This is a genomic window from Samsonia erythrinae (assembly GCF_004342665.1).
Taxonomy (GTDB): Bacteria; Pseudomonadota; Gammaproteobacteria; order Enterobacterales; family Enterobacteriaceae; genus Samsonia; species Samsonia erythrinae.
The window spans coordinates 108,904-128,113 of sequence record NZ_SMBY01000009.1 but is presented as its reverse complement, the minus strand read 5'-3'; the positions used below and the strand labels follow the sequence as shown (position 1 = coordinate 128,113).

The window sequence follows — 19,210 nt, the reverse complement described above, 5'->3', positions numbered from 1 at the left end:
AGGCGACGGCCCGAAGGGCGAGTCTCAGGAAGAGACGAGAAATTTGCCTGGCGGCGATAGCGCGGTGGTCCCACCTGACCCCATGCCGAACTCAGTAGTGAAACGCCGTAGCGCCGATGGTAGTGTGGGGTCTCCCCATGTGAGAGTAGGGAACTGCCAGGCATCAAATAAGTGGAAAGCCCCTGTCGTAAGACAGGGGCTTTTTGCTGTGCGTGTTTGGAGAATTCTGTATATATATCCGGCAGCCCGTATGACAGAAACGTGGAATTGCTGCCGCCCTTATTCAATGGCGTCGTAAAACGGCGATCTTCTCCGAACTACAGACGGCTATTTTTGAGCCATTGGTGGATAAAATTAGCAACCTGCTCTGGTTGATTGATATCAAGTACCGGAAGCATGGTGCTTATCTCTATATCGGATGCAATAGCGATAACATATTCATCGATCAAATCATGTAGTTCCCTGTTCAACGATTGGCGAAACAAGGCGATTTTCGCGATCTTTTCGTGTTTAAAACCCTCAACTAGCACCAAATCGAGAGTGGATGCATCCATTTTTTCCGCCAGATCGTAAAGATGGGGTTCTTCCTGCCCGGGCGTTTCCGTCATTAGCGCCCACCTTTGGCTACTGGCGACAATAGTTTGCGCTGCTCCTGCCTTACGCAACTCGTAGCTATCTTTACCTGGTGTATCAATATCCATCTGATGATGTGTATGTTTAATTAATCCGACCCGTATACCCTGATTAGCCAGCAGGGGGATAACTCGTTTAAGTAACGTCGTTTTACCTGTACCGCTGTAGGCGACAATTGCGAGCAAGGGGAGATGATTAGAGCTCATCGTATTTGATCCTCCCAGTTGGATAAATCCTCGGGTGAATTAAGATTACGAAAGGCTTCTGGCTGCTCGTTAAATGAAACGGTTTTTGCTCCAACCTGCTCCATAAATAACATCAGCTTGCGATTGCCGTGGTTCAGGTAGTCTTCCAGCGTGTTAATAAGGATTTTATTCATTAAGACTAATGTCGGATGTGGGCGTTCTCCGTCTGTGGCATAAACCGCATGCGTGTCTCCTCGTGCTTGCCATAAGCGGTGTACCAAATCGAGAGGGAGAGCGGGAACATCACAGGGGACGAATACGACCCATTCGGACGTGGAGGCATGTAATCCACTTAGCATACCCGCCAGAGGACCTGGAAAGCTTGTATCAAAATCCCCAATAATTCGACAACCGCTTTGTGCATAAATTGGCTGATTGCGATTAGCGCTGATGATGACCTCATCTACCTGCTTTTTGAGTCGAAGCAGGACATGCTGATATAGCGGTACGCCGTTCAGTGCGATTAAGCCCTTATCGCGTCCTCCCATGCGGCTCGCGCGTCCGCCTGCGAGAATCACACCTGTAATCATTTCACTTTCCCATCAACTGTGTTCACCTTTCTATGTATCGAAAGTCTGTGGAGGATAAACTATGCGTTATTCTCTGAAAACTTTTACGGAAGACCAAGCCCTTTCCACGCGCCCGTAAGGCTGTTATTTTGTCGCTAGATGCTCGGATGCGATTCGGGCGCTTTACCGCATCTTGATGAAAACAGTTTCAAGGAGAAAAAATGAAATGTCATCGCGTTAACGAACTGATTGAGCTGTTGCACCCGGCCTGGCAAAAAGAGCCCGATCTAAATCTGGTGCAATTTTTACAAAACCTTGCACAGGAGGCGGGCTTCCAGGGGCAGTTAAATGAACTGACAGATGATATCCTTATTTACCATCTGAAAATGCGCGACACGAATAAAGAGCAGGTGATTCCCGGTATGAAGAAAGACTATGAGGACGATTTCAAAACGGCTTTGCTGCGCGCCCGGGGTGTGATTAAAGACTAGTGCAAAGGAATAACTCGCTCATGATAGTCTGCTATTGCCCGTATTTATTTTATTCTTCCCCCTATTGTTCGTGGTTGTGATGATGAGTTCCGTATTTAATTTTCAGACGTTATTCCCGGAATTGATCATGGATGCCTTACTGAATGTCGGACTGAGAGTGGATTCCGGCCTGACGGCGCTAAATAGCTATGAAAACCGGGTGTATCAGTTTGCGGACGAAGATCGTAAGCGATTCGTGGTGAAATTTTATCGTCCGGAACGGTGGAGTGCGGCGCAAATTCAGGAAGAGCATCGCTTTGCTCAGCAATTGGCAGAAGATGAAATACCTGTCGTTGCCCCGGTATTACTTCATGGTCAGACCTTGCATTGTTATGACGGATTTTATTTTGCCGTCTTTCCCAGTCAGGGCGGACGGCAATATGAAGTGGATAATGACGAGCAGCTTGAGTGGGTCGGGCGTTTTCTCGGGCGGATTCATCAGTCAGGCCGGAAATCATTATTCACCGAACGTCCGACGATTGGGGTTAATGAATATCTGCATGAACCTTATCGACTGTTGGAGACATGTCCGCTAATACCGAAAATACATCGACATGATTTTTTACAAGCGACCCGTCAACTGATTGATACAGTTGAAGCTTATTGGCACAGCGACTGGCGTCCACTGCGTCTGCATGGGGATTGTCATCCGGGAAATATTCTGTGGCGTGATGGTCCGCTATTTGTGGATTTGGATGATGCCCGCAATGGCCCGGCTATACAGGATTTATGGATGCTGTTGCACGGTGAGCGTCACGAACAACGCGTTCAGTTGGATATTTTACTTGAGGCCTATAGCGAATTTGCGGAATTTCAGGAAAAGGAACTCGCGCTAATTGAGCCTCTTCGAGCGATGCGGCAGGTTTATTATCTGGCCTGGGTTGCTCGCCGCTGGCAGGATCCTGCTTTTCCGAAAAATTTTCCCTGGATGACGGATGCCGATTTTTGGTTAAAGCAAACGACAGTCTTTATTGCGCAAACTCAGCTGTTACAGGAGCCTCCTCTACAGCTGGCGCCAATGTACTGAAATTAAATGGAGAGAGTTAGATTTATGAAAAGATTATGGCTTGCGCTGATTGGTATGGTTCTGGCATTTAGTGCTTCAGCTGCAGAATTCACTGACGGCAAACAATATGTCGAATTAGATAAACCGGCGACGCAAGAACCTCAGGTTCTTGAGTTTTTCTCATTTTATTGTCCACACTGCTATCAGTTTGAACAGGTTTACCATATTCCAGAGGCTGTGGAAAAAGCCTTGCCGGCAGGGACAAAAATGGTGCGTTATCACGTGGATTTCTTAGGTCCGTTGGGTAAAAACCTGACTCAGGCCTGGGCGGTGGCGATGGCGCTGGGGGTAGAAGATAAAATTACCCCGCTGATGTTTGATGCCGTTCAGAAAACGCAGACGGTACAAAAGCCGGAAGATATTCGGAACATCTTTGTCAAAGCCGGCGTGAGTGCGGAAGAATTTGATGGCGCGCTGAATAGCTTTGTTGTGAAATCGCTGGTTGCTCAGCAGGAAAAAGCCGCGGCAGATTTGCAATTACGTGGCGTTCCGGCCATGTTCGTTAATGGTAAGTATATGATTAAGAACGATGGCCTTGATACCAGCTCAATGGACGCATACGTAAAACAGTATGCGGATGTGGTGAAGTTCCTCATTACTAAAAAATAGTGATGAATGAATAAACTATGCGGCTAAAACCGCATAGTTTTACACTGTTTTAGCATTGAATTGCTTATCTTTTATATTTCATTATTTCGCCAAGCCCATTTATTGACGCATTTATATCCACAAATTGGATGACGGTTTTTTGAAACTAAAAATAAATAATTTTTATTATAACTAGATGAAATAAAAACATATTAAGTTTTTTAGAAAAATCAAAATAATAATTGATAATTAATGGAATAAATTTATTCACAAACTTATCCACAGGGATGTCTTGCGAACGTCCATGCAAAATTAGCCAATCTTTTACGTTAAGGATCGTCTCTTTCCCTTACCTATGGCATGCTTAGCGCCATGACAAGACAACAATGATCGTGGCAGGTTATGGCTCAGATTGCAGAAAATCCTTTAATACTGGTAGACGGTTCATCCTATTTGTATCGCGCATATCATGCTTTTCCACCGCTTACAAACAGCGCTGGGGAAGCAACAGGTGCGATGTATGGCGTGCTGAATATGCTACGCAGTTTGCTGCTGCAATATCATCCCAGTCATGTTGCTGTGGTTTTCGATGCAAAAGGGAAAACGTTCCGCGACGAGTTGTTCGAAAATTATAAGGCTCACCGTCCTCCAATGCCGGAAGATCTGCGCGAGCAGATTGAACCTCTGCATAACATGGTGAAAGCGATGGGGCTACCGCTTCTGGCGGTTTCTGGCGTGGAAGCAGACGACGTGATTGGCACGCTTGCGGTGCAGGCAGAGAAAGCGGGCAGGTCGGTGCTGATCAGCACTGGCGACAAAGATATGGCACAGTTGGTAACGCCGAGTGTGACCCTCATTAATACCATGAATAACACCATTCTTGGCCCTCAGGAGGTGTGCGATAAATACGGTATCCCGCCTGAACTGATTATCGATTTTCTTGCGCTGATGGGAGATGCGTCGGATAACATCCCCGGCGTGCCCGGCGTGGGAGAAAAAACGGCGCAGGCGTTATTGACGGGAATTGGTGGGCTGGATGCGCTGTATGCAAACCTTGATAAAATAGCTGAGCTTTCTTTTCGCGGTGCGAAAACCATGGCACCAAAGCTGGAACAGCATAAAGAGGTGGCTTATCTCTCGTATCAACTAGCCACGATCAAGACGGATGTCGAACTGGAGCTTAGCTGCGAGCAACTTACCGTTAATGAACCGGATGTGGATGCGTTACATCGCCTTTTCTCCCGTTATGAATTCAAGCGCTGGCTATCCGATGTGGAGTCCGGTACCTGGCTGGAAGACAAAAAAGGCAGACAGCCTGTTCAGGCTACCAGTAACGTGGTGGTTGAAGAGGCGGATGAAGAAGACGCTGCTTTTGCGCTTTCTGCCGAAGGCTATGTCACGATTCTGGACGAGAGCACGTTACTGGGGTGGATTGAGCGTCTTAAACAGGCTGACGTTTTCGCGTTCGATACGGAAACCGACGGGTTGGATACGCTCACTGCCCATCTGATTGGTCTGTCGTTTGCGATTAAGCCCGGTGAAGCGGCGTATCTGCCATTGGCTCATGACTATCTTGATGCGCCGGAACAGTTAGATCGCGACCGGGTGCTGGCACTGTTCAAACCGCTGCTGGAAGACGAAAAACTGCTGAAAATTGGCCAGAACCTCAAGTTTGATAAAGGCGTCATGCAGCGGTATGACATTGATTTACGCGGTATCGCGTTTGATACCATGTTGGAATCTTATGTACTCGACAGCGTGGCGGGGCGTCACGATATGGATAGCCTTGCCGAACGTTATCTGAAGCATAAAACCATTACTTTTGAAGAAATTGCCGGTAAGGGGAAAAACCAGCTGACGTTTAATCAGATCGCTCTGGAACAGGCCGCCCCTTATGCGGCTGAGGATGCGGACGTCACGCTGCATCTGCACCAGAAGCTCTGGGGGAAACTCCAGCCGCATGCCGATCTATGTCAGGTCTTCCAGACTATCGATATGCCGCTGGTGCCGGTTTTATCCCGCATCGAACGTACAGGTGTGCTGATCGATCCTGCGATTCTGGCGGAACATTCAAAAGAGCTGACAACCCGTCTTGCGGAGCTGGAAATACAAGCCTACGAGCTGGCAGGCGAAGAGTTTAATCTCTCATCGACCAAGCAGCTACAGGGCATTCTGTATGAAAAGCAAAAGCTGCCGATTCTGAAGAAAACGCCAAAAGGCGCGCCATCAACCAATGAGGAAGTGCTGGCTGAGCTGGCGCTGGATTACCCTCTGCCGAAGCTGATTCTGGAATACCGTGGTTTAGCCAAGCTGAAATCCACTTATACCGATAAGCTGCCACTGATGATCAACCCGGCGACGAAACGTGTGCATACGTCTTATCATCAGGCCGTCACCGCGACCGGGCGTTTATCTTCCAGCGATCCGAACCTGCAAAACATCCCGGTACGTAATGATGAAGGGCGTCGTATTCGTCAGGCGTTCATTGCGCCGAAGGATTACAGCATTGTGGCTGCCGACTACTCGCAAATTGAGTTGCGTATCATGGCGCATCTGTCGGGCGATAAAGGGTTGCTAAATGCGTTTGCGAACGGGTTGGATATCCACCGGGCAACGGCATCGGAGGTGTTTGGTATCGCGTTGGATAAGGTGACGTCGGAACAGCGTCGGAGCGCAAAAGCAATTAACTTTGGCTTGATTTACGGCATGAGCGCGTTTGGTTTGTCGCGCCAGTTGAATATTCCGCGCAGCGAATCGCAAAAATACATGAACCTGTACTTTGAACGTTACCCAGGCGTGCAGGACTACATGGAACGCACGCGCCAACAGGCGACTGAACAGGGCTATGTGTCCACGCTGGATGGGCGTCGCCTCTACCTGCCGGATATCCATTCGCGTAATGCGATGGCGCGTAAGGGGGCGGAACGTGCGGCGATTAATGCCCCAATGCAGGGCACCGCTGCTGATATTATTAAGAAAGCGATGATCGCGATCGACGATTGGCTACAGAAAGAGAAACCGCAGGTGAAGATGATCATGCAGGTACACGATGAGCTGGTTTTCGAGACCCATGATTCGGTTATTGAAGAGTCCATTAGTAAAATCAAAGCATTAATGGAAGGTTGTATGGAATTGAATGTCCCGTTGCAGGTAGATATCGGCACTGGGATTAACTGGGATGAGGCGCACTGATAGCGGTTGCTTGTCCCTTTTCTGTAATTAAATAACAGTATTGTGTGACCTGGTTTGACTTTGTGTAATCAATAACCATTTTTTATGAAAGTAAACAACAAAAAATCCTTTGTTCCGGTGAAAAAATAGGGTAAAGTTAACGGGTAGGGTACAGAGGTAAGATGTTCTATCTTTCAGACCTTTTACTTCACGTAATCGGATTTGGCTGAATATTAGCCGCCCCGCTCAGTTTTGAGCGGGGCGTTTTTTATGGGCTTTATCCAGGTTTTTTACCTGAAAAACGGCGGCAATGGAGCGACAGACGGCAATGTGCCGGCGCCGTTCTGTATGAAAAGAAAATCTGTCACGGCGGGTTATCGTGGAAAACAGCAGCGTGATGTGAGTGATGACACTCAGCACCACGTGAAAACGTTATTCCGTTTCCTGTTCATCTTCCGCCTGTTGCAACGTGCTGAACCAGTTATCCAGTTTCTGCCGCAGCTTATCGACCCCGAGCTTTTTCAGCGATGAAAACGCCTCGACCTGAATATCGCCCATGAATGGCAACACGGCTTCGCGCACCATGTTCAACTGGGCTTTACGTGCGCCGGAAGCCAGTTTATCGGCTTTGGTCAGCAGCACTAAAACAGGAAGCTCGACATCGACCGCCCATTGAATCATTTGCTGATCGAGATCTTTTAACGGATGGCGAATATCCATCAGCACGACCAGCCCCTTCAGGCTGTTACGCTTTTGCAGGTATTCACCCAATGCACGTTGCCATTTGAGCTTCATCTGTTCCGGTACTTCGGCATAGCCATAACCGGGAAGGTCAACCAGACGCACGCCGTCGGTGACTTCAAACAGGTTGATTAACTGGGTACGTCCCGGCGTTTTACTGGTGCGAGCCAAATTTTTCTGGTTGGTTAGCGTATTCAACGCGCTGGATTTTCCGGCGTTGGAGCGCCCAGCAAAGGCCACTTCGATACCGCTATCTGTTGCCAGGTGGCGAATATCCGGGGCGCTGATGATAAAGCGTGTCATGTGGTAGTTATGTTGCTGGGTCACAATCGTTATCTCTGTCTGGATCTCTGTCTGGTTGGGGATTATACCTGTAACTGACAATTAAAGGCGGCTTTATCTGCCCCAACGTGCGGTAAACTGATGTGAAAAGAAAAGTGCGGACGTCTGCTGCGGACACTTTTTTATTATCGGGCTTTCTGCTAGATTCCGCCGCAATTCCTTTATAGCTGTGTACCTGAGAACAACATTATGAACCGACCTGTCAAAGGGGTTGCCGATAAGGCAGGAAAGCCCAAAGTGAAAAGAAAAACCCGTGAAGAGCTGGATCGGGAAGCACGTGAACGGAAACGGGATAAAAAACATCGTGGCCGTGCCGCGGGCAGCCGAGCTCAGGAAAAGACCTCTGCAGATCGGCAAGCTGGGCAACGTCAGGCTGCCGATCCGCGCATTGGCAGTAAGAAGCCTGTGTCGCTTGGCGTATCGAATAGCACCATCGTTAAACCGAAGGCGGAACACGCGCCAACGGCTAAACCAGCGCTGTCGCCGGCAGAAGAGTTGGAGATGCTGGAAAACGACGCGCGTCTGGATGCGCTGTTGGACCGTCTGGATAACGGCGAAACGCTGAGTGCCAAAGATCAGTCATGGGTTGATGAAACGCTGGATCGCATCGACATCCTGATGGAAGAGCTTGGGATTGAGCTGGGTGATGATGACGAAGAAGACGAACAGGAAGACATGTTGCAACTTTTAAAACGTAATAACCCAAAAGACGCATTCTAATCAATGAAATGGTTGTTTCTGTCCTGACAATACTGGTTGTATTTTATCTGCTCATCCTGTTCGGTAAACTGTGGCTGCTATCGAAACGTAAACGCCGATTGCAGCGCGCCTTGTTTAACCGGCGCGTGGATCAGATTCGACGTCATCCCCCCAGACAAAAACGCCGGGAGCGTTTTTGAACGCCATCGTTGGGAGATCCGAAGGAGGGAGAGGATAACCCGCCGAGCAAAATAATAAGGAGTGAGCAAATATGTCGATACCGTCCGTTGACTGGGATCTGGCCCTGATTCAAAAATATAACTATTCCGGGCCGCGTTATACATCTTATCCCACAGCGTTAGAATTCAGTGAAGCTTACGATGAGCCTGCGTTTCAGCAGGCCATCGCCCGTTATCCGCAGCGACCGCTGTCGTTGTATATCCACATCCCTTTTTGCCATCGGCTGTGCTATTTCTGCGGCTGTAATAAGCTGGTCACGCGTCAGCAGCATAAAGCAGATGAATACCTTGATGTGCTGGAGCAAGAAATTCGCCAGCGTGCGCCGCTATTCGTCGGAAGAACGGTGACGCAGATGCATTGGGGCGGAGGTACGCCAACCTACCTGAATAAAGCACAAATCAGCCGTCTGATGTCGCTGCTGCGTGAGCTGTTCTCTTTTTCCGAGCAGGCGGAGCTATCGCTTGAAGTCGATCCGCGGGAGATAGAACTGGACGTTCTCGACCATTTGCGCGCTGAAGGTTTTAATCGCCTCAGCATGGGGGTACAGGATTTTAATAAAGACGTTCAGAAGCTGGTCAACCGAGAGCAGGATGAGGCCTTTATTTTCGCCCTCATCGAGCGGGCGAAAGCGCTTGGTTTTACTTCAACGAATATTGATTTGATTTACGGCCTGCCCAAACAAACGCCGGAAAGTTTTGCCTTTACGCTACAGCGCGTTGCTGAATTGAGTCCACATCGGCTTAGCGTCTTCAACTATGCACATTTGCCCAACCTGTTTGCGGCACAGCGTAAAATTAAAGAAGCGGATTTGCCAAACGCAGAACAAAAGCTGGATATCCTGCAACAGACGATTGGTTCGCTGATGCAATCTGGCTATCAGTTTATTGGTATGGATCACTTTGCCCGCCCGGATGATGAGCTGGCGATAGCGCAGCGGGAAGGGAAGTTGCACCGCAATTTCCAGGGCTATACCACACAGGGTGACTGCGATTTGCTTGGGATGGGCGTTTCGGCAATCAGTATGATCGGTGATAGTTATGCCCAGAATCAGAAAGAACTGAAGCAGTATTATGCGCAGGTGAAGGACAAGGGCAATGCCCTGTGGCGGGGATTACAGCTGACGCGCGATGATTGTCTTCGCCGCGATGTGATTAAGACGCTGATCTGTAATTTTCAGCTCAGTTATGCGCCAATCGAAGCAGAATATAATATCGATTTTAAGACCTATTTCGAGCAGGATTTGGCTCTACTGGCGCCGTTGGTGGCCGATGGACTGGTCGATAGGCAGGATGACGGGCTGGTGGTAACGCCGAAGGGGCGTTTACTGATCCGAAATATTTGTATGTGTTTCGATATCTATTTACGTAACAAGGTAAAAACTCAGCAATATTCCCGAGTGATCTAACGCGGTTAACGATAAAAACAGCCAGTCTATGCTAACAGACTGGCTGTTTTCGAACGTTTGATCGACTAGGGCGTGATTAACGCAAGTCGTGATTAACTGAAAAAGTTAATCAGAGCGGCGCACAACACAGCGGCGATGGCGGCCTGCGGAGAATGACTTGCCGCAGAGCCAATTTCAGCGCCGTGTGTAACCGCAGAAATGAATGAATCCAGCATAGCGCTCCTCCTGAATTAGCGACACGATCATACTGCTGACTTGGGGCAAGTAAAGGATAAATTGATGACAATTTTGTGCGCCAGATTGTATTTTCTTATCCCCCGTTAGGTTGCTGACCCTCAAGAAATAAACCAGCGACCTTCGCTACTCCATTCCTAATTCTTTTAGCTTACGCGTCAGGGTATTCCGGCCCCATCCCAGTAATCTTGCCGCTTCCTGTTTATGTCCCTGCGTGTGCCGCAGCGCCGTTGTCAGCAACGTTCTTTCCATTTCCGGCTGCGCTTCCGCCAGCAGATTTTGATGACCGGCACGCAGCGCGCGATCGGCCCACTGCGCCAACAGCGTAGACCAACTGTCGGGCAGAGCGTGCGCGGTCGAATCTGGCGCGGTAGTCTCAAAGAGTTCAGGCGGCAAATCCTGAATCAGCACCTCCTGACCGGCGGCCATCACCGTTAACCAACGGCAGGTATTCTCTAACTGACGGACGTTACCCGGCCATGGCAAACGGGTTAATGCTGTCTCCGTTTCCGGATGCAGGTTCTTCGGTTCGACCCCTAACTCTTTTGCCGTGGCCTGTAAGAAGTAGCGCGCCAGACGGGGGATATCTTCCCGACGTTCGCGCAGCGGCGGCAGATGAACACGAATGACATTCAGGCGGTGGAACAGATCTTCGCGGAATTTACCTTCCTGCACGCGTTGTTCAAGGTTTTGGTGCGTCGCCGCGATAATGCGTACATCCACTTTCACCGCCGCATAGCCGCCGACCCGGTAAAACTGGCCGTCAGCCAATACGCGCAACAAACGCGTCTGTACGTCCAGCGGCATATCGCCAATTTCATCCAGGAACAGCGTGCCGCCGTCGGCCTGCTCAAAGCGCCCTTGACGGATCTGGTTCGCCCCGGTGAAGGCCCCTTTCTCGTGGCCGAATAATTCCGATTCGATCAGATCTTTGGGGATCGCCGCCATATTCAAGGCGATGAACGGGGCCTTGGCGCGTGGACTATGGCGATGCAGAGCATGCGCTACGAGTTCTTTGCCCGTACCGGACTCACCGTTAATCAGTACGCTGATGGATGAACGAGACAGGCGACCGATAATGCGGAATACATCCTGCATGGCGGGCGCTTCCCCGATAATGTCCGTTGTCGGGCCATTGATCGTCGTGTTGCGTACCGGCTGTTGCTGCTCCAGATAATGACTAATCGCGCGCTCGACCAGCGCGACGGCCTCATCGATATCGAACGGCTTCGGCAAATAGTCGAATGCGCCTTGTTGATAGGCACTTACCGCGGCATCCAAATCGGAATGCGCCGTCATAATGATGACCGGGAGCATCGGGTGGCGCTGTTTGATTTGTTGCAATAGCGCCAATCCATCCATCCCGGGCATACGGATGTCGGACAGCAGAACATCCGGCGTTTGTGTTGCCAGTGCTTGCAGCGCCTGATTACCACTATCAAACATGACACAGGTTAAACCCGCGCCAGTCAGTGCCCGCTCAAGTACCCAACGGATGGCGCTATCGTCATCAACGATCCAGACTATCCCTCGTTGCATTGTGAACCTCACTGGCGAATGGGCAGGAAAACCGAGAATTCGGTGTGTCCTGGCCAACTGTTAAATTCAATTTTACCGGAATGCTGATCGATAAGGCTGCGGGCGATGGAAAGCCCTAAACCACTTCCCCCTTCGCGCCCGCTCACCATCGGGTAAAACAGGGTATCCTGTAGTTGCGCGGGGATGCCGGGGCCGTCATCTTCCACGTCAATACGTGCGGCAAGGCGATAACGCACGCCGTGTAACGTGATCTGAAAGGCCGTGCGGGTACGGATCGTAATCGTACCGCCATCCTCGCCCAGCGCCTGTAGCGCATTGCGGGTGATATTCAGCAGCACCTGTTCAATTTGGTCAGGGTCGTGCGTCAGTTCTGGCAAACTTGGGTCATAATCTTTCACCAACGTCACGCTATCCGGCTTTTCCAGCGAGACGAGCTGGCAGACGCGTTCAGCAACCTGATGGATGCTTTGCGTAACGTGCAGGCCGGGTTGCTGAGGCCCAAGCAGCCGATCAACCAGATTGCGCAGGCGGTCCGCCTGTTCAATGATGACTTTGGTATATTCCGTCAGCGCCGGGTCGGGCAGGGCCTTGGAAAGTAGCTGCGCGGCACCGCGTAAACCGCCGAGTGGATTTTTGATCTCATGCGCCAACCCTCTGACCAAATCGCGGGCGGCTTGCTGTTGCGCATGTTGAAGCTGCTCCTGACTGAGACGACGCTGGTTATCCATTGGCGCCATTTCCAACAGGATAAAATTGTGCTGAACCCGCTGGGCGGTGAGCGACATGATGTGCGCTTTGCCATCGACGACGATGGTGACTTCGTTATCCGTAAAGCCTTGCCCTGAATCCAGACTTTCACGCAGTAAATCGATATTCAGGGAAAAATACCCCAGCAGTTCCGGTAGTGGCGTACCGGATAATTTACGCGAACTTTGCGCCAGTAGTTGCTGCGCTGCCGGGTTGGAATAGTGAATCGCCAGATCGTCATCCAGCAATACAATGCTGTTTATCAGCGAATTTAGGATCTGCCCAGCATCGGGCAGCGTGCCTGTTGCCATAACGCAGACTCCCGCACCCTATTGGTGCATCGTTGTGTCGATGACGGATGTTACGTCGCAACGGTCATGCCGGTGGTGAAAAAAGCCCATCCGAAGATGGGCTGAAAAGTTTCTACGGCAACAAAAAATTTTCAGGAAATTTTTAATAACGCAGAGCGCTAACCCGTAGGACGAATCAACATTTTTGACGTCGCACCGTGACACTCCTAGCGAGTGGCGGGCATCGCCGCTCGTCACAAAAAACATTTAGATTCTGTTGAGTATCGTTTATGGTCGGGTCGTCATTCCCCCGACCATGGCGAGGCAAAGATGCCGCCGCGCATTAAACGCTGTAGTACAGTTCGAATTCAACCGGGTGCGGCGTCATACGAATGCGATCTATCTCTGATTTACGCAGCTCGATGTAAGCGTCGATAGCGTCGTCGGTGAACACGCCGCCACGGGTCAGGAACTCGCGATCTTCGTTCAGCGCAGCCAGAGCCTCGTCCAGCGAGCCTGCAACTTTTGGAATCTCAGCTTCTTCTTCCGGCGGCAGGTCGTACAGGTTTTTGTCCATCGCATCGCCAGGATGGATTTTGTTGATGATGCCGTCGAGGCCCGCCATCAGCAGCGCGGCGAAACACAGGTATGGGTTCGCTGCCGGATCCGGGAAGCGAGCTTCGATACGACGCGCTTTCGGGCTGGCGACCACAGGAATACGGATGGACGCAGAGCGGTTACGGGCTGAGTAAGCCAGCATCACGGGGGCTTCGTAGCCTGGGACCAGACGCTTGTATGAGTTGGTGGTCGGGTTCGACAGGGCGTTGATTGCCTTAGCATGCTTGATCACACCGCCGATGTAGAACAGTGCGGTTTCAGACAGGCCGCCGTATTTGTCGCCGGCGAACAGGTTAGCGCCGTCTTTAGACAGTGACATGTGGCAGTGCATACCTGAACCGTTATCGCCGAACATCGGTTTCGGCATGAACGTCGCGGTTTTGCCGTAAGCGTGAGCCACGTTATGCACGACATATTTGTAGATCTGAATTTCATCCGCTTTTTTGGTCATGGTGTTGAAACGGGTCGCGACTTCGTTCTGACCCGCGGTAGCCACTTCGTGGTGGTGAGCTTCAACAACCAGACCCATTTGCTCCATCGTCAGACACATAGCGGAACGAATGTCCTGTGATGAATCGACAGGCGGAACCGGGAAATAACCGCCTTTCAGGCCAGGACGGTGGCCTTTATTGCCGCCTTCATATTTTTTGCCGGAGTTCCAGCAGGCTTCGATATCGTCGATAGCCACGTGGGAACCGGAAGTGCTGCTACCGAAACGGATGTCATCAAACAGGAAAAATTCCGGCTCAGGCCCGAACAGCACGGTATCTGCGATACCTGAAGAACGCAGGAAATCTTCCGCGCGTTTGGAAATAGAACGCGGGTCACGGTCATAACCCTGCATGGTGCCGGGTTCGAGGATGTCACAACGGATGATCAACGTAGAATCTTCGAAGAAGGGGTCAATCATCGCGGTGCTGGCATCAGGCATCAGAACCATGTCTGATTCGTTAATCCCTTTCCAACCGCCAATCGAGGAACCATCAAACATTTTACCTTCTTCAAAGAAGTCGGCATTGATTTGATGAGCCGGAATGGTGACGTGCTGTTCTTTGCCTTTCGTATCCGTGAAGCGTAAATCGACAAACTTCACTTCGTGTTCATTCAGCATCGTCAAAACATGTTCTGCGGACATACTTGAATCTCCCGATTGGTCATTTTTTCGTCGTGGAACGAATATCGTTGTGGATTGATGTTGTTGCCATGAGTAGACTAAAGCTAAAAGTGTGCCAACTTTTTAAATATGTGCAATGTGTTGCTCTTTGGGGCTTTCTGGCTCAAATCCACTGCACCATTATAGCCTAAAGCACCAAAATGGTGCTCTTGATGTGAATTTACGCACTAATTTGGTGCAATGCTATTCGCTTGTCGCACTTTTGCACCGTGAAAGGGATCACAAAGCAGGCAGCAATGAGTTGTTTAACATTGATGCTTGTGATCTTGTTTAGTCCCTCGATTAATACGTGTACAATAGCGCGCTATTTCTAAATGCCTGAGGCAAAGCTGTGATCGAAAATTTGCGTAACATCGCCATTATTGCGCACGTTGACCATGGGAAAACCACCCTGGTCGACAAGTTGTTGCAACAATCCGGAACGTTCGGTGAACGTGCTGAAGCAACCGAGCGTGTCATGGACTCCAACGATTTGGAGAAAGAGCGTGGAATTACTATCCTCGCAAAAAATACCGCCATTAATTGGAAAGACTACCGCATTAACATAGTGGATACCCCAGGACACGCCGACTTCGGCGGTGAGGTTGAGCGTGTAATGTCGATGGTTGACTCGGTGCTGTTGGTTGTTGATGCGATGGATGGCCCGATGCCGCAAACGCGTTTCGTGACCAAAAAAGCCTTTGCCAACGGTCTGAAACCGATTGTGGTTATCAACAAAGTCGACCGTCCCGGCGCGCGTCCTGACTGGGTTGTCGATCAGGTGTTTGACCTGTTCGTGAATCTGGACGCAACTGACGAGCAGCTGGATTTCCCGATCATTTACGCTTCTGCGCTGAATGGTATCGCGGGTCTTGATCACACCGACATGGCGGAAGATATGACCCCGCTGTATCAGGCGATTGTCGATCATGTTTCTCCTCCTCAGGTTGAGATTGATGCGCCGTTCCAGATGCAAATCTCTCAATTGGACTACAACAACTACGTTGGCGTGATCGGCATTGGCCGTATCAAGCGCGGTAAAATCAAGCCGAACCAACAGGTTACGATTGTTGATAGCGAAGGGAAAACCCGTAACGGTAAAGTCGGTAAGGTACTGACTCACCTCGGTCTGGAGCGTATCGACGCGACGGAAGCGGAAGCGGGCGATATCATCGCGATTACCGGTTTGGGCGAGCTGAACATTTCCGATACGATCTGCGATCCGCAGAATGTTGAAGCGCTACCCGCGCTGAGCGTCGATGAACCTACCGTTACCATGTTCTTTAACGTCAATACGTCACCGTTTTGCGGTAAAGAAGGTAAGTATGTGACCTCGCGCCAGATCCTGGAGCGCCTGAATAAAGAGCTGGTGCACAACGTCGCGCTGCGCGTTGAAGAGACCGAAGATGCCGACGCGTTCCGCGTTTCCGGTCGTGGTGAATTGCACCTGTCTGTTCTGATCGAAAACATGCGCCGCGAAGGGTTTGAGATGGCGGTGTCGCGTCCGAAGGTTATCAACCGTGTGATCGACGGCCGTAATCAGGAACCGTTTGAAAACGTTACGCTGGACATCGAAGAACAACACCAGGGCGCAGTCATGCAGGCCATGGGTGAGCGTAAAGGTGATGTGAAGGACATGATACCGGATGGCAAAGGTCGTATCCGTCTGGATTACCTGATTCCGGCACGTGGTCTGATCGGTTTCCGTACCGAGTTCATGACAATGACGTCAGGTACGGGTCTGCTGTACTCCACGTTCAGTCACTACGATGATGTGCGTCCGGGTGAAATCGGCCAGCGTCAGAACGGCGTGCTGATTTCTAACGGTCAGGGTAAAGCGGTCGCATTTGCGCTGTTCAGCCTGCAAGATCGCGGTAAGCTGTTCCTGGGCCACGGTGCGGAAGTGTATGAAGGCCAGATTATCGGTATCCACTCTCGTTCTAACGACCTGACAGTTAACTGTCTGACCGGTAAGAAGTTGACCAACATGCGTGCATCCGGTACGGATGAAGCAACGGTATTGGTTCCGCCGATCAAGATGTCTCTGGAACAAGCACTGGAATTCATCGATGATGACGAACTGGTTGAAGTTACGCCGCAGTCGATTCGTATTCGTAAGCGTCACCTGACCGAAAACGATCGTAAACGCGCGAGCCGCGGCAGCAAAGACGTCTGATTTCTCGGCTAATTTATGTCGTTACGTAACAGAGCACCTTTGGGTGCTCTGAATTTTATGTATTTTCTTCCATTTTAACCTTTCCTCATATTTCCTGTCTGTTCTGCCTTGTCATTTCTCGCTAGAGTGAAAATCCTACGATTACGTCAGGAGGTGGCGACCATGCTGTATATCTTTGATTTAGGTAATGTCATCATTGATATTGATTTCAACAGAGTGTTGGGCGTCTGGAGTCATCTGAGCGGCACGCCGCTGGCGACATTGCAAGAGCGTTTCGTCATGGGGGAAACGTTTGAACAGCATGAGCGGGGGGAAATCAGTGATGAGACGTTTGCCAGTAGACTGTGCAATGAAATGGGCATCACACTGAGCTTCGAGCAATTCACCGCTGGCTGGCAGGCGATTTTCGTCGGGCTGCGTTCTGACGTCATTGATATTATGCAGTGCCTGCGTCAGGAGGGAAACCGCGTGGTGATTCTGTCGAATACCAATCGTCTCCACTGTGAATACTGGCCTGAATTATTCCCGCAAGTTGAGGCGGCGGCCGACAAACTGTACCTGTCGCAAGAGATCGGGCTGCGTAAACCGGATCTGGCGATTTATCAATATGTACTGGCGCAGGAAGCGGTGACGCCAGCACAGGTTGTCTTTTTCGATGATAATCCCGCGAATGTCGAGGCTGCGCAACGCCTCGGAATTTATAGCATTCTGGTGACCAATCGACACGTGGTGCCACATTTTTTTGTCATGCATGTTGCGATGAGCAGGACATGATTTATATCGTAGAGGGATGCTGCGCACGGTGCATTCCCCGTTAAGAATTATATCAGGAGCGGTTGGGGTTATGATTGCACTTATTCAGCGCGTTTCCAGCGCCAGCGTTAGTGTTGAAGGCCGGGTGGTTGGGGAAATCGATAAAGGGTTGTTGGTATTGCTGGGCGTTGAGCAAGGCGATAATGAACAAAAGGCGACGCGGCTTTGCGAACGGGTTCTGGGCTACCGGATATTCAGCGATGATGAGGGGAAAATGAACCTCAATGTTCGTCAGGCTGGCGGTCGTGTGCTGGTGGTGTCGCAATTTACGCTGGTGGCCGATACGCAACGCGGCATGCGCCCTGGGTTTTCCCGCGGCGCGCATCCATCCGAGGCCGATCGTCTCTATCAATATTTCGTTGAGGGGTGTCGTAAGCAAGGCGTTCACACAGAAACGGGGCAATTTGCGGCGGATATGAAAGTGGCATTGGTAAATGACGGCCCGGTAACGTTCTGGCTACAGGCATAACGTCAGTCATGGGTTGTTTTGACAAGATACGGTTGAAGAGGAAGCGTTATGTATCATCTGAGAGTACCAGAGAGCGCGGAAGAACTGGACGCGTACTACCAATTTCGCTGGGAGATGTTGCGTAAGCCTCTGCATCAGCCGCTGGGTTCCGAGCGCGATGCCTATGATGCGTTGGCGCATCATCAAACCGTTGTGGATGAGCATGGGAGGCTGGTGGCGATTGGCAGGCTTTCCATCAATGCCGATAACGAAGCCGCGATCCGTTTTTTAGCTGTTCACCCCGATCTGAGAGGAAAAGGATTGGGAACGCTGCTGGCGATGACGTTGGAGTCCGTCGCGCGTCAGGAAGGCGTCAAACGCGTGGTTTGTAGCGCCCGTGAAGATGCGATGGATTTTTTTTCCAAGCTGGGTTTTGTTAATCAAGGAGAGATCACCGCGCCACAAACGACCCCGTTACGTCATTTTCTGATGATCAAGCCCGTTGCGACGCTGGATGATATTTTACATCGCCCTGACTGGTGCGGTCAGCTACAGCAGGCCTGGTACGAACACATCCCTTTAAGTGAAAAAATGGGGGTGCGGATAAGCCAGTACACCGGAAAGCAATTTATTACCACGATGCCTGAAACGGGCAACCAGAACCCGCATCAAACGCTTTTTGCCGGTAGTCTGTTTTCTCTTGCTACGCTTACCGGCTGGGGGTTGATCTGGCTATTGCTGCGTGAACGCCACCTTGGGGGAACGATCGTTCTGGCGGATGCGCATATCCGCTATAGTGTGCCAGTGACTGGCAGACCCAGTGCGATTGCCGATTTGGGGTCGCTGAGCGGCGATTTGGATCGCCTCGCGCGCGGACGCAAGGCGCGCGTGCAGCTCAATGTCGCGCTGTTTGGCGATGACACGCAAGGGGCGCTGTTTGAAGGCGTTTATATCGTCTTTCCTGCTCAGCCGGATGCGCCGCTTGAAGAGGGCGGGTCCGTGGTCGAGTAACCGCTGTCTGAA

General features: G+C 50.7%; 18 protein-coding genes and 1 rRNA gene. 12 read left to right on the top strand and 7 right to left on the bottom strand.

Annotation, left to right across the window (positions count from 1 at the left end; translation table 11 throughout):
• The first annotated feature begins 46 nt into the window (after window positions 1-46).
• A 5S ribosomal RNA gene (gene rrf, locus EDC54_RS14040) occupies window positions 47-162 on the top strand.
• 155 nt (window positions 163-317) lie between these two features.
• On the opposite strand, the gene mobB is transcribed toward rrf, so the two are convergent.
• Both mobB and mobA read right to left on the bottom strand, forming a co-directional pair.
• A complete protein-coding gene (gene mobB, locus EDC54_RS14035; RefSeq protein WP_132457523.1) occupies window positions 318-839 on the bottom strand; it encodes a molybdopterin-guanine dinucleotide biosynthesis protein MobB in 522 nt (173 codons plus the stop codon).
• The gene (mobA, locus tag EDC54_RS14030) at window positions 836-1,408 is read right to left on the bottom strand and encodes a molybdenum cofactor guanylyltransferase MobA (protein ID WP_132457520.1); all 573 of its coding nucleotides are present in this window, start codon (window positions 1,406-1,408) and stop codon (window positions 836-838) included. Before mobA ends, mobB begins: the two co-directional genes overlap by 4 nt.
• A gap of 200 nt (window positions 1,409-1,608) precedes the next feature.
• On the opposite strand from mobA, the gene EDC54_RS14025 reads away from it, so the two are divergent.
• The 5 genes from EDC54_RS14025 to EDC54_RS18285 all read left to right on the top strand — a co-directional run bounded on the left by EDC54_RS14025 (window position 1,609) and on the right by EDC54_RS18285 (window position 6,972).
• The gene (locus tag EDC54_RS14025) at window positions 1,609-1,878 is read left to right on the top strand and encodes a YihD family protein (protein ID WP_132457517.1); all 270 of its coding nucleotides are present in this window, start codon (window positions 1,609-1,611) and stop codon (window positions 1,876-1,878) included.
• A 79-nt stretch (window positions 1,879-1,957) separates the two neighbouring features.
• Entirely contained in the window at window positions 1,958-2,944 is a 987-nt protein-coding gene (locus tag EDC54_RS14020) for a serine/threonine protein kinase (RefSeq protein WP_132457514.1), read from the top strand.
• A gap of 24 nt (window positions 2,945-2,968) precedes the next feature.
• Window positions 2,969-3,592: a thiol:disulfide interchange protein DsbA gene (gene dsbA / locus EDC54_RS14015; protein ID WP_132457511.1), complete on the top strand. Its 624-nt coding sequence runs from the start codon at window positions 2,969-2,971 to the stop codon at window positions 3,590-3,592.
• Between the two features lie 381 nt (window positions 3,593-3,973).
• On the top strand, window positions 3,974-6,763 hold the full coding sequence (polA, locus tag EDC54_RS14010) for a DNA polymerase I (protein ID WP_132457507.1): 2,790 nt from the start codon (window positions 3,974-3,976) through the stop codon (window positions 6,761-6,763).
• 161 nt (window positions 6,764-6,924) lie between these two features.
• Window positions 6,925-6,972 (top strand): spot 42 RNA, inhibition of DNA synthesis, encoded by a 48-nt coding sequence (locus tag EDC54_RS18285; RefSeq protein WP_071892919.1) that lies wholly within the window; start codon window positions 6,925-6,927, stop codon window positions 6,970-6,972.
• A gap of 202 nt (window positions 6,973-7,174) precedes the next feature.
• Here EDC54_RS18285 and yihA read toward each other — a convergent pair whose 3' ends face one another.
• Window positions 7,175-7,810, bottom strand: coding sequence for a ribosome biogenesis GTP-binding protein YihA/YsxC (gene yihA, locus EDC54_RS14005; RefSeq protein WP_132457504.1), 636 nt, complete (start codon window positions 7,808-7,810; stop codon window positions 7,175-7,177).
• Window positions 7,811-8,014: 204 nt separating this feature from the next.
• Between yihA and yihI the strand changes: the two genes are divergently transcribed.
• Complete coding sequence (gene yihI, locus EDC54_RS13995; protein ID WP_132457502.1) at window positions 8,015-8,545, top strand: Der GTPase-activating protein YihI; 531 nt, start codon at window positions 8,015-8,017, stop codon at window positions 8,543-8,545.
• A gap of 250 nt (window positions 8,546-8,795) precedes the next feature.
• The gene (gene hemN, locus EDC54_RS13990) at window positions 8,796-10,169 is read left to right on the top strand and encodes an oxygen-independent coproporphyrinogen III oxidase (protein WP_132457499.1); all 1,374 of its coding nucleotides are present in this window, start codon (window positions 8,796-8,798) and stop codon (window positions 10,167-10,169) included.
• A 92-nt stretch (window positions 10,170-10,261) separates the two neighbouring features.
• Here the strand turns inward: hemN and EDC54_RS17910 are convergent, their stop codons facing one another.
• From EDC54_RS17910 to glnA, 4 genes are all read right to left on the bottom strand, one after another.
• A complete protein-coding gene (locus tag EDC54_RS17910; RefSeq protein WP_165904320.1) occupies window positions 10,262-10,384 on the bottom strand; it encodes a YshB family small membrane protein in 123 nt (40 codons plus the stop codon).
• Between the two features lie 145 nt (window positions 10,385-10,529).
• The gene (gene glnG / locus EDC54_RS13985) at window positions 10,530-11,942 is read right to left on the bottom strand and encodes a nitrogen regulation protein NR(I) (protein WP_132457496.1); all 1,413 of its coding nucleotides are present in this window, start codon (window positions 11,940-11,942) and stop codon (window positions 10,530-10,532) included.
• Window positions 11,943-11,950: 8 nt separating this feature from the next.
• Window positions 11,951-13,000, bottom strand: a complete 1,050-nt coding sequence (gene glnL, locus EDC54_RS13980) for a nitrogen regulation protein NR(II) (protein ID WP_132457493.1) — start codon at window positions 12,998-13,000, stop codon at window positions 11,951-11,953.
• Window positions 13,001-13,322: 322 nt separating this feature from the next.
• Window positions 13,323-14,732: a glutamate--ammonia ligase gene (gene glnA, locus EDC54_RS13975; RefSeq protein ID WP_132457490.1), complete on the bottom strand. Its 1,410-nt coding sequence runs from the start codon at window positions 14,730-14,732 to the stop codon at window positions 13,323-13,325.
• A 370-nt stretch (window positions 14,733-15,102) separates the two neighbouring features.
• Here glnA and typA point away from each other — a divergent pair, with 370 nt between their 5' ends.
• From typA to fabY, 4 genes are all read left to right on the top strand, one after another.
• Window positions 15,103-16,926, top strand: a complete 1,824-nt coding sequence (gene typA / locus EDC54_RS13970) for a ribosome-dependent GTPase TypA (RefSeq protein ID WP_132457487.1) — start codon at window positions 15,103-15,105, stop codon at window positions 16,924-16,926.
• Between the two features lie 162 nt (window positions 16,927-17,088).
• Window positions 17,089-17,700 carry a glucose-1-phosphatase gene (gene yihX / locus EDC54_RS13965; protein WP_132457484.1) on the top strand — a complete coding sequence of 204 codons (612 nt, stop codon included), beginning with the start codon at window positions 17,089-17,091 and terminating at the stop codon, window positions 17,698-17,700.
• A gap of 70 nt (window positions 17,701-17,770) precedes the next feature.
• A complete protein-coding gene (dtd, locus tag EDC54_RS13960) occupies window positions 17,771-18,208 on the top strand; it encodes a D-aminoacyl-tRNA deacylase (protein ID WP_132457481.1) in 438 nt (145 codons plus the stop codon).
• A gap of 48 nt (window positions 18,209-18,256) precedes the next feature.
• The gene (fabY, locus tag EDC54_RS13955; RefSeq protein WP_132457478.1) at window positions 18,257-19,198 is read left to right on the top strand and encodes a fatty acid biosynthesis protein FabY; all 942 of its coding nucleotides are present in this window, start codon (window positions 18,257-18,259) and stop codon (window positions 19,196-19,198) included.
• Window positions 19,199-19,210: the final 12 nt, after the last annotated feature.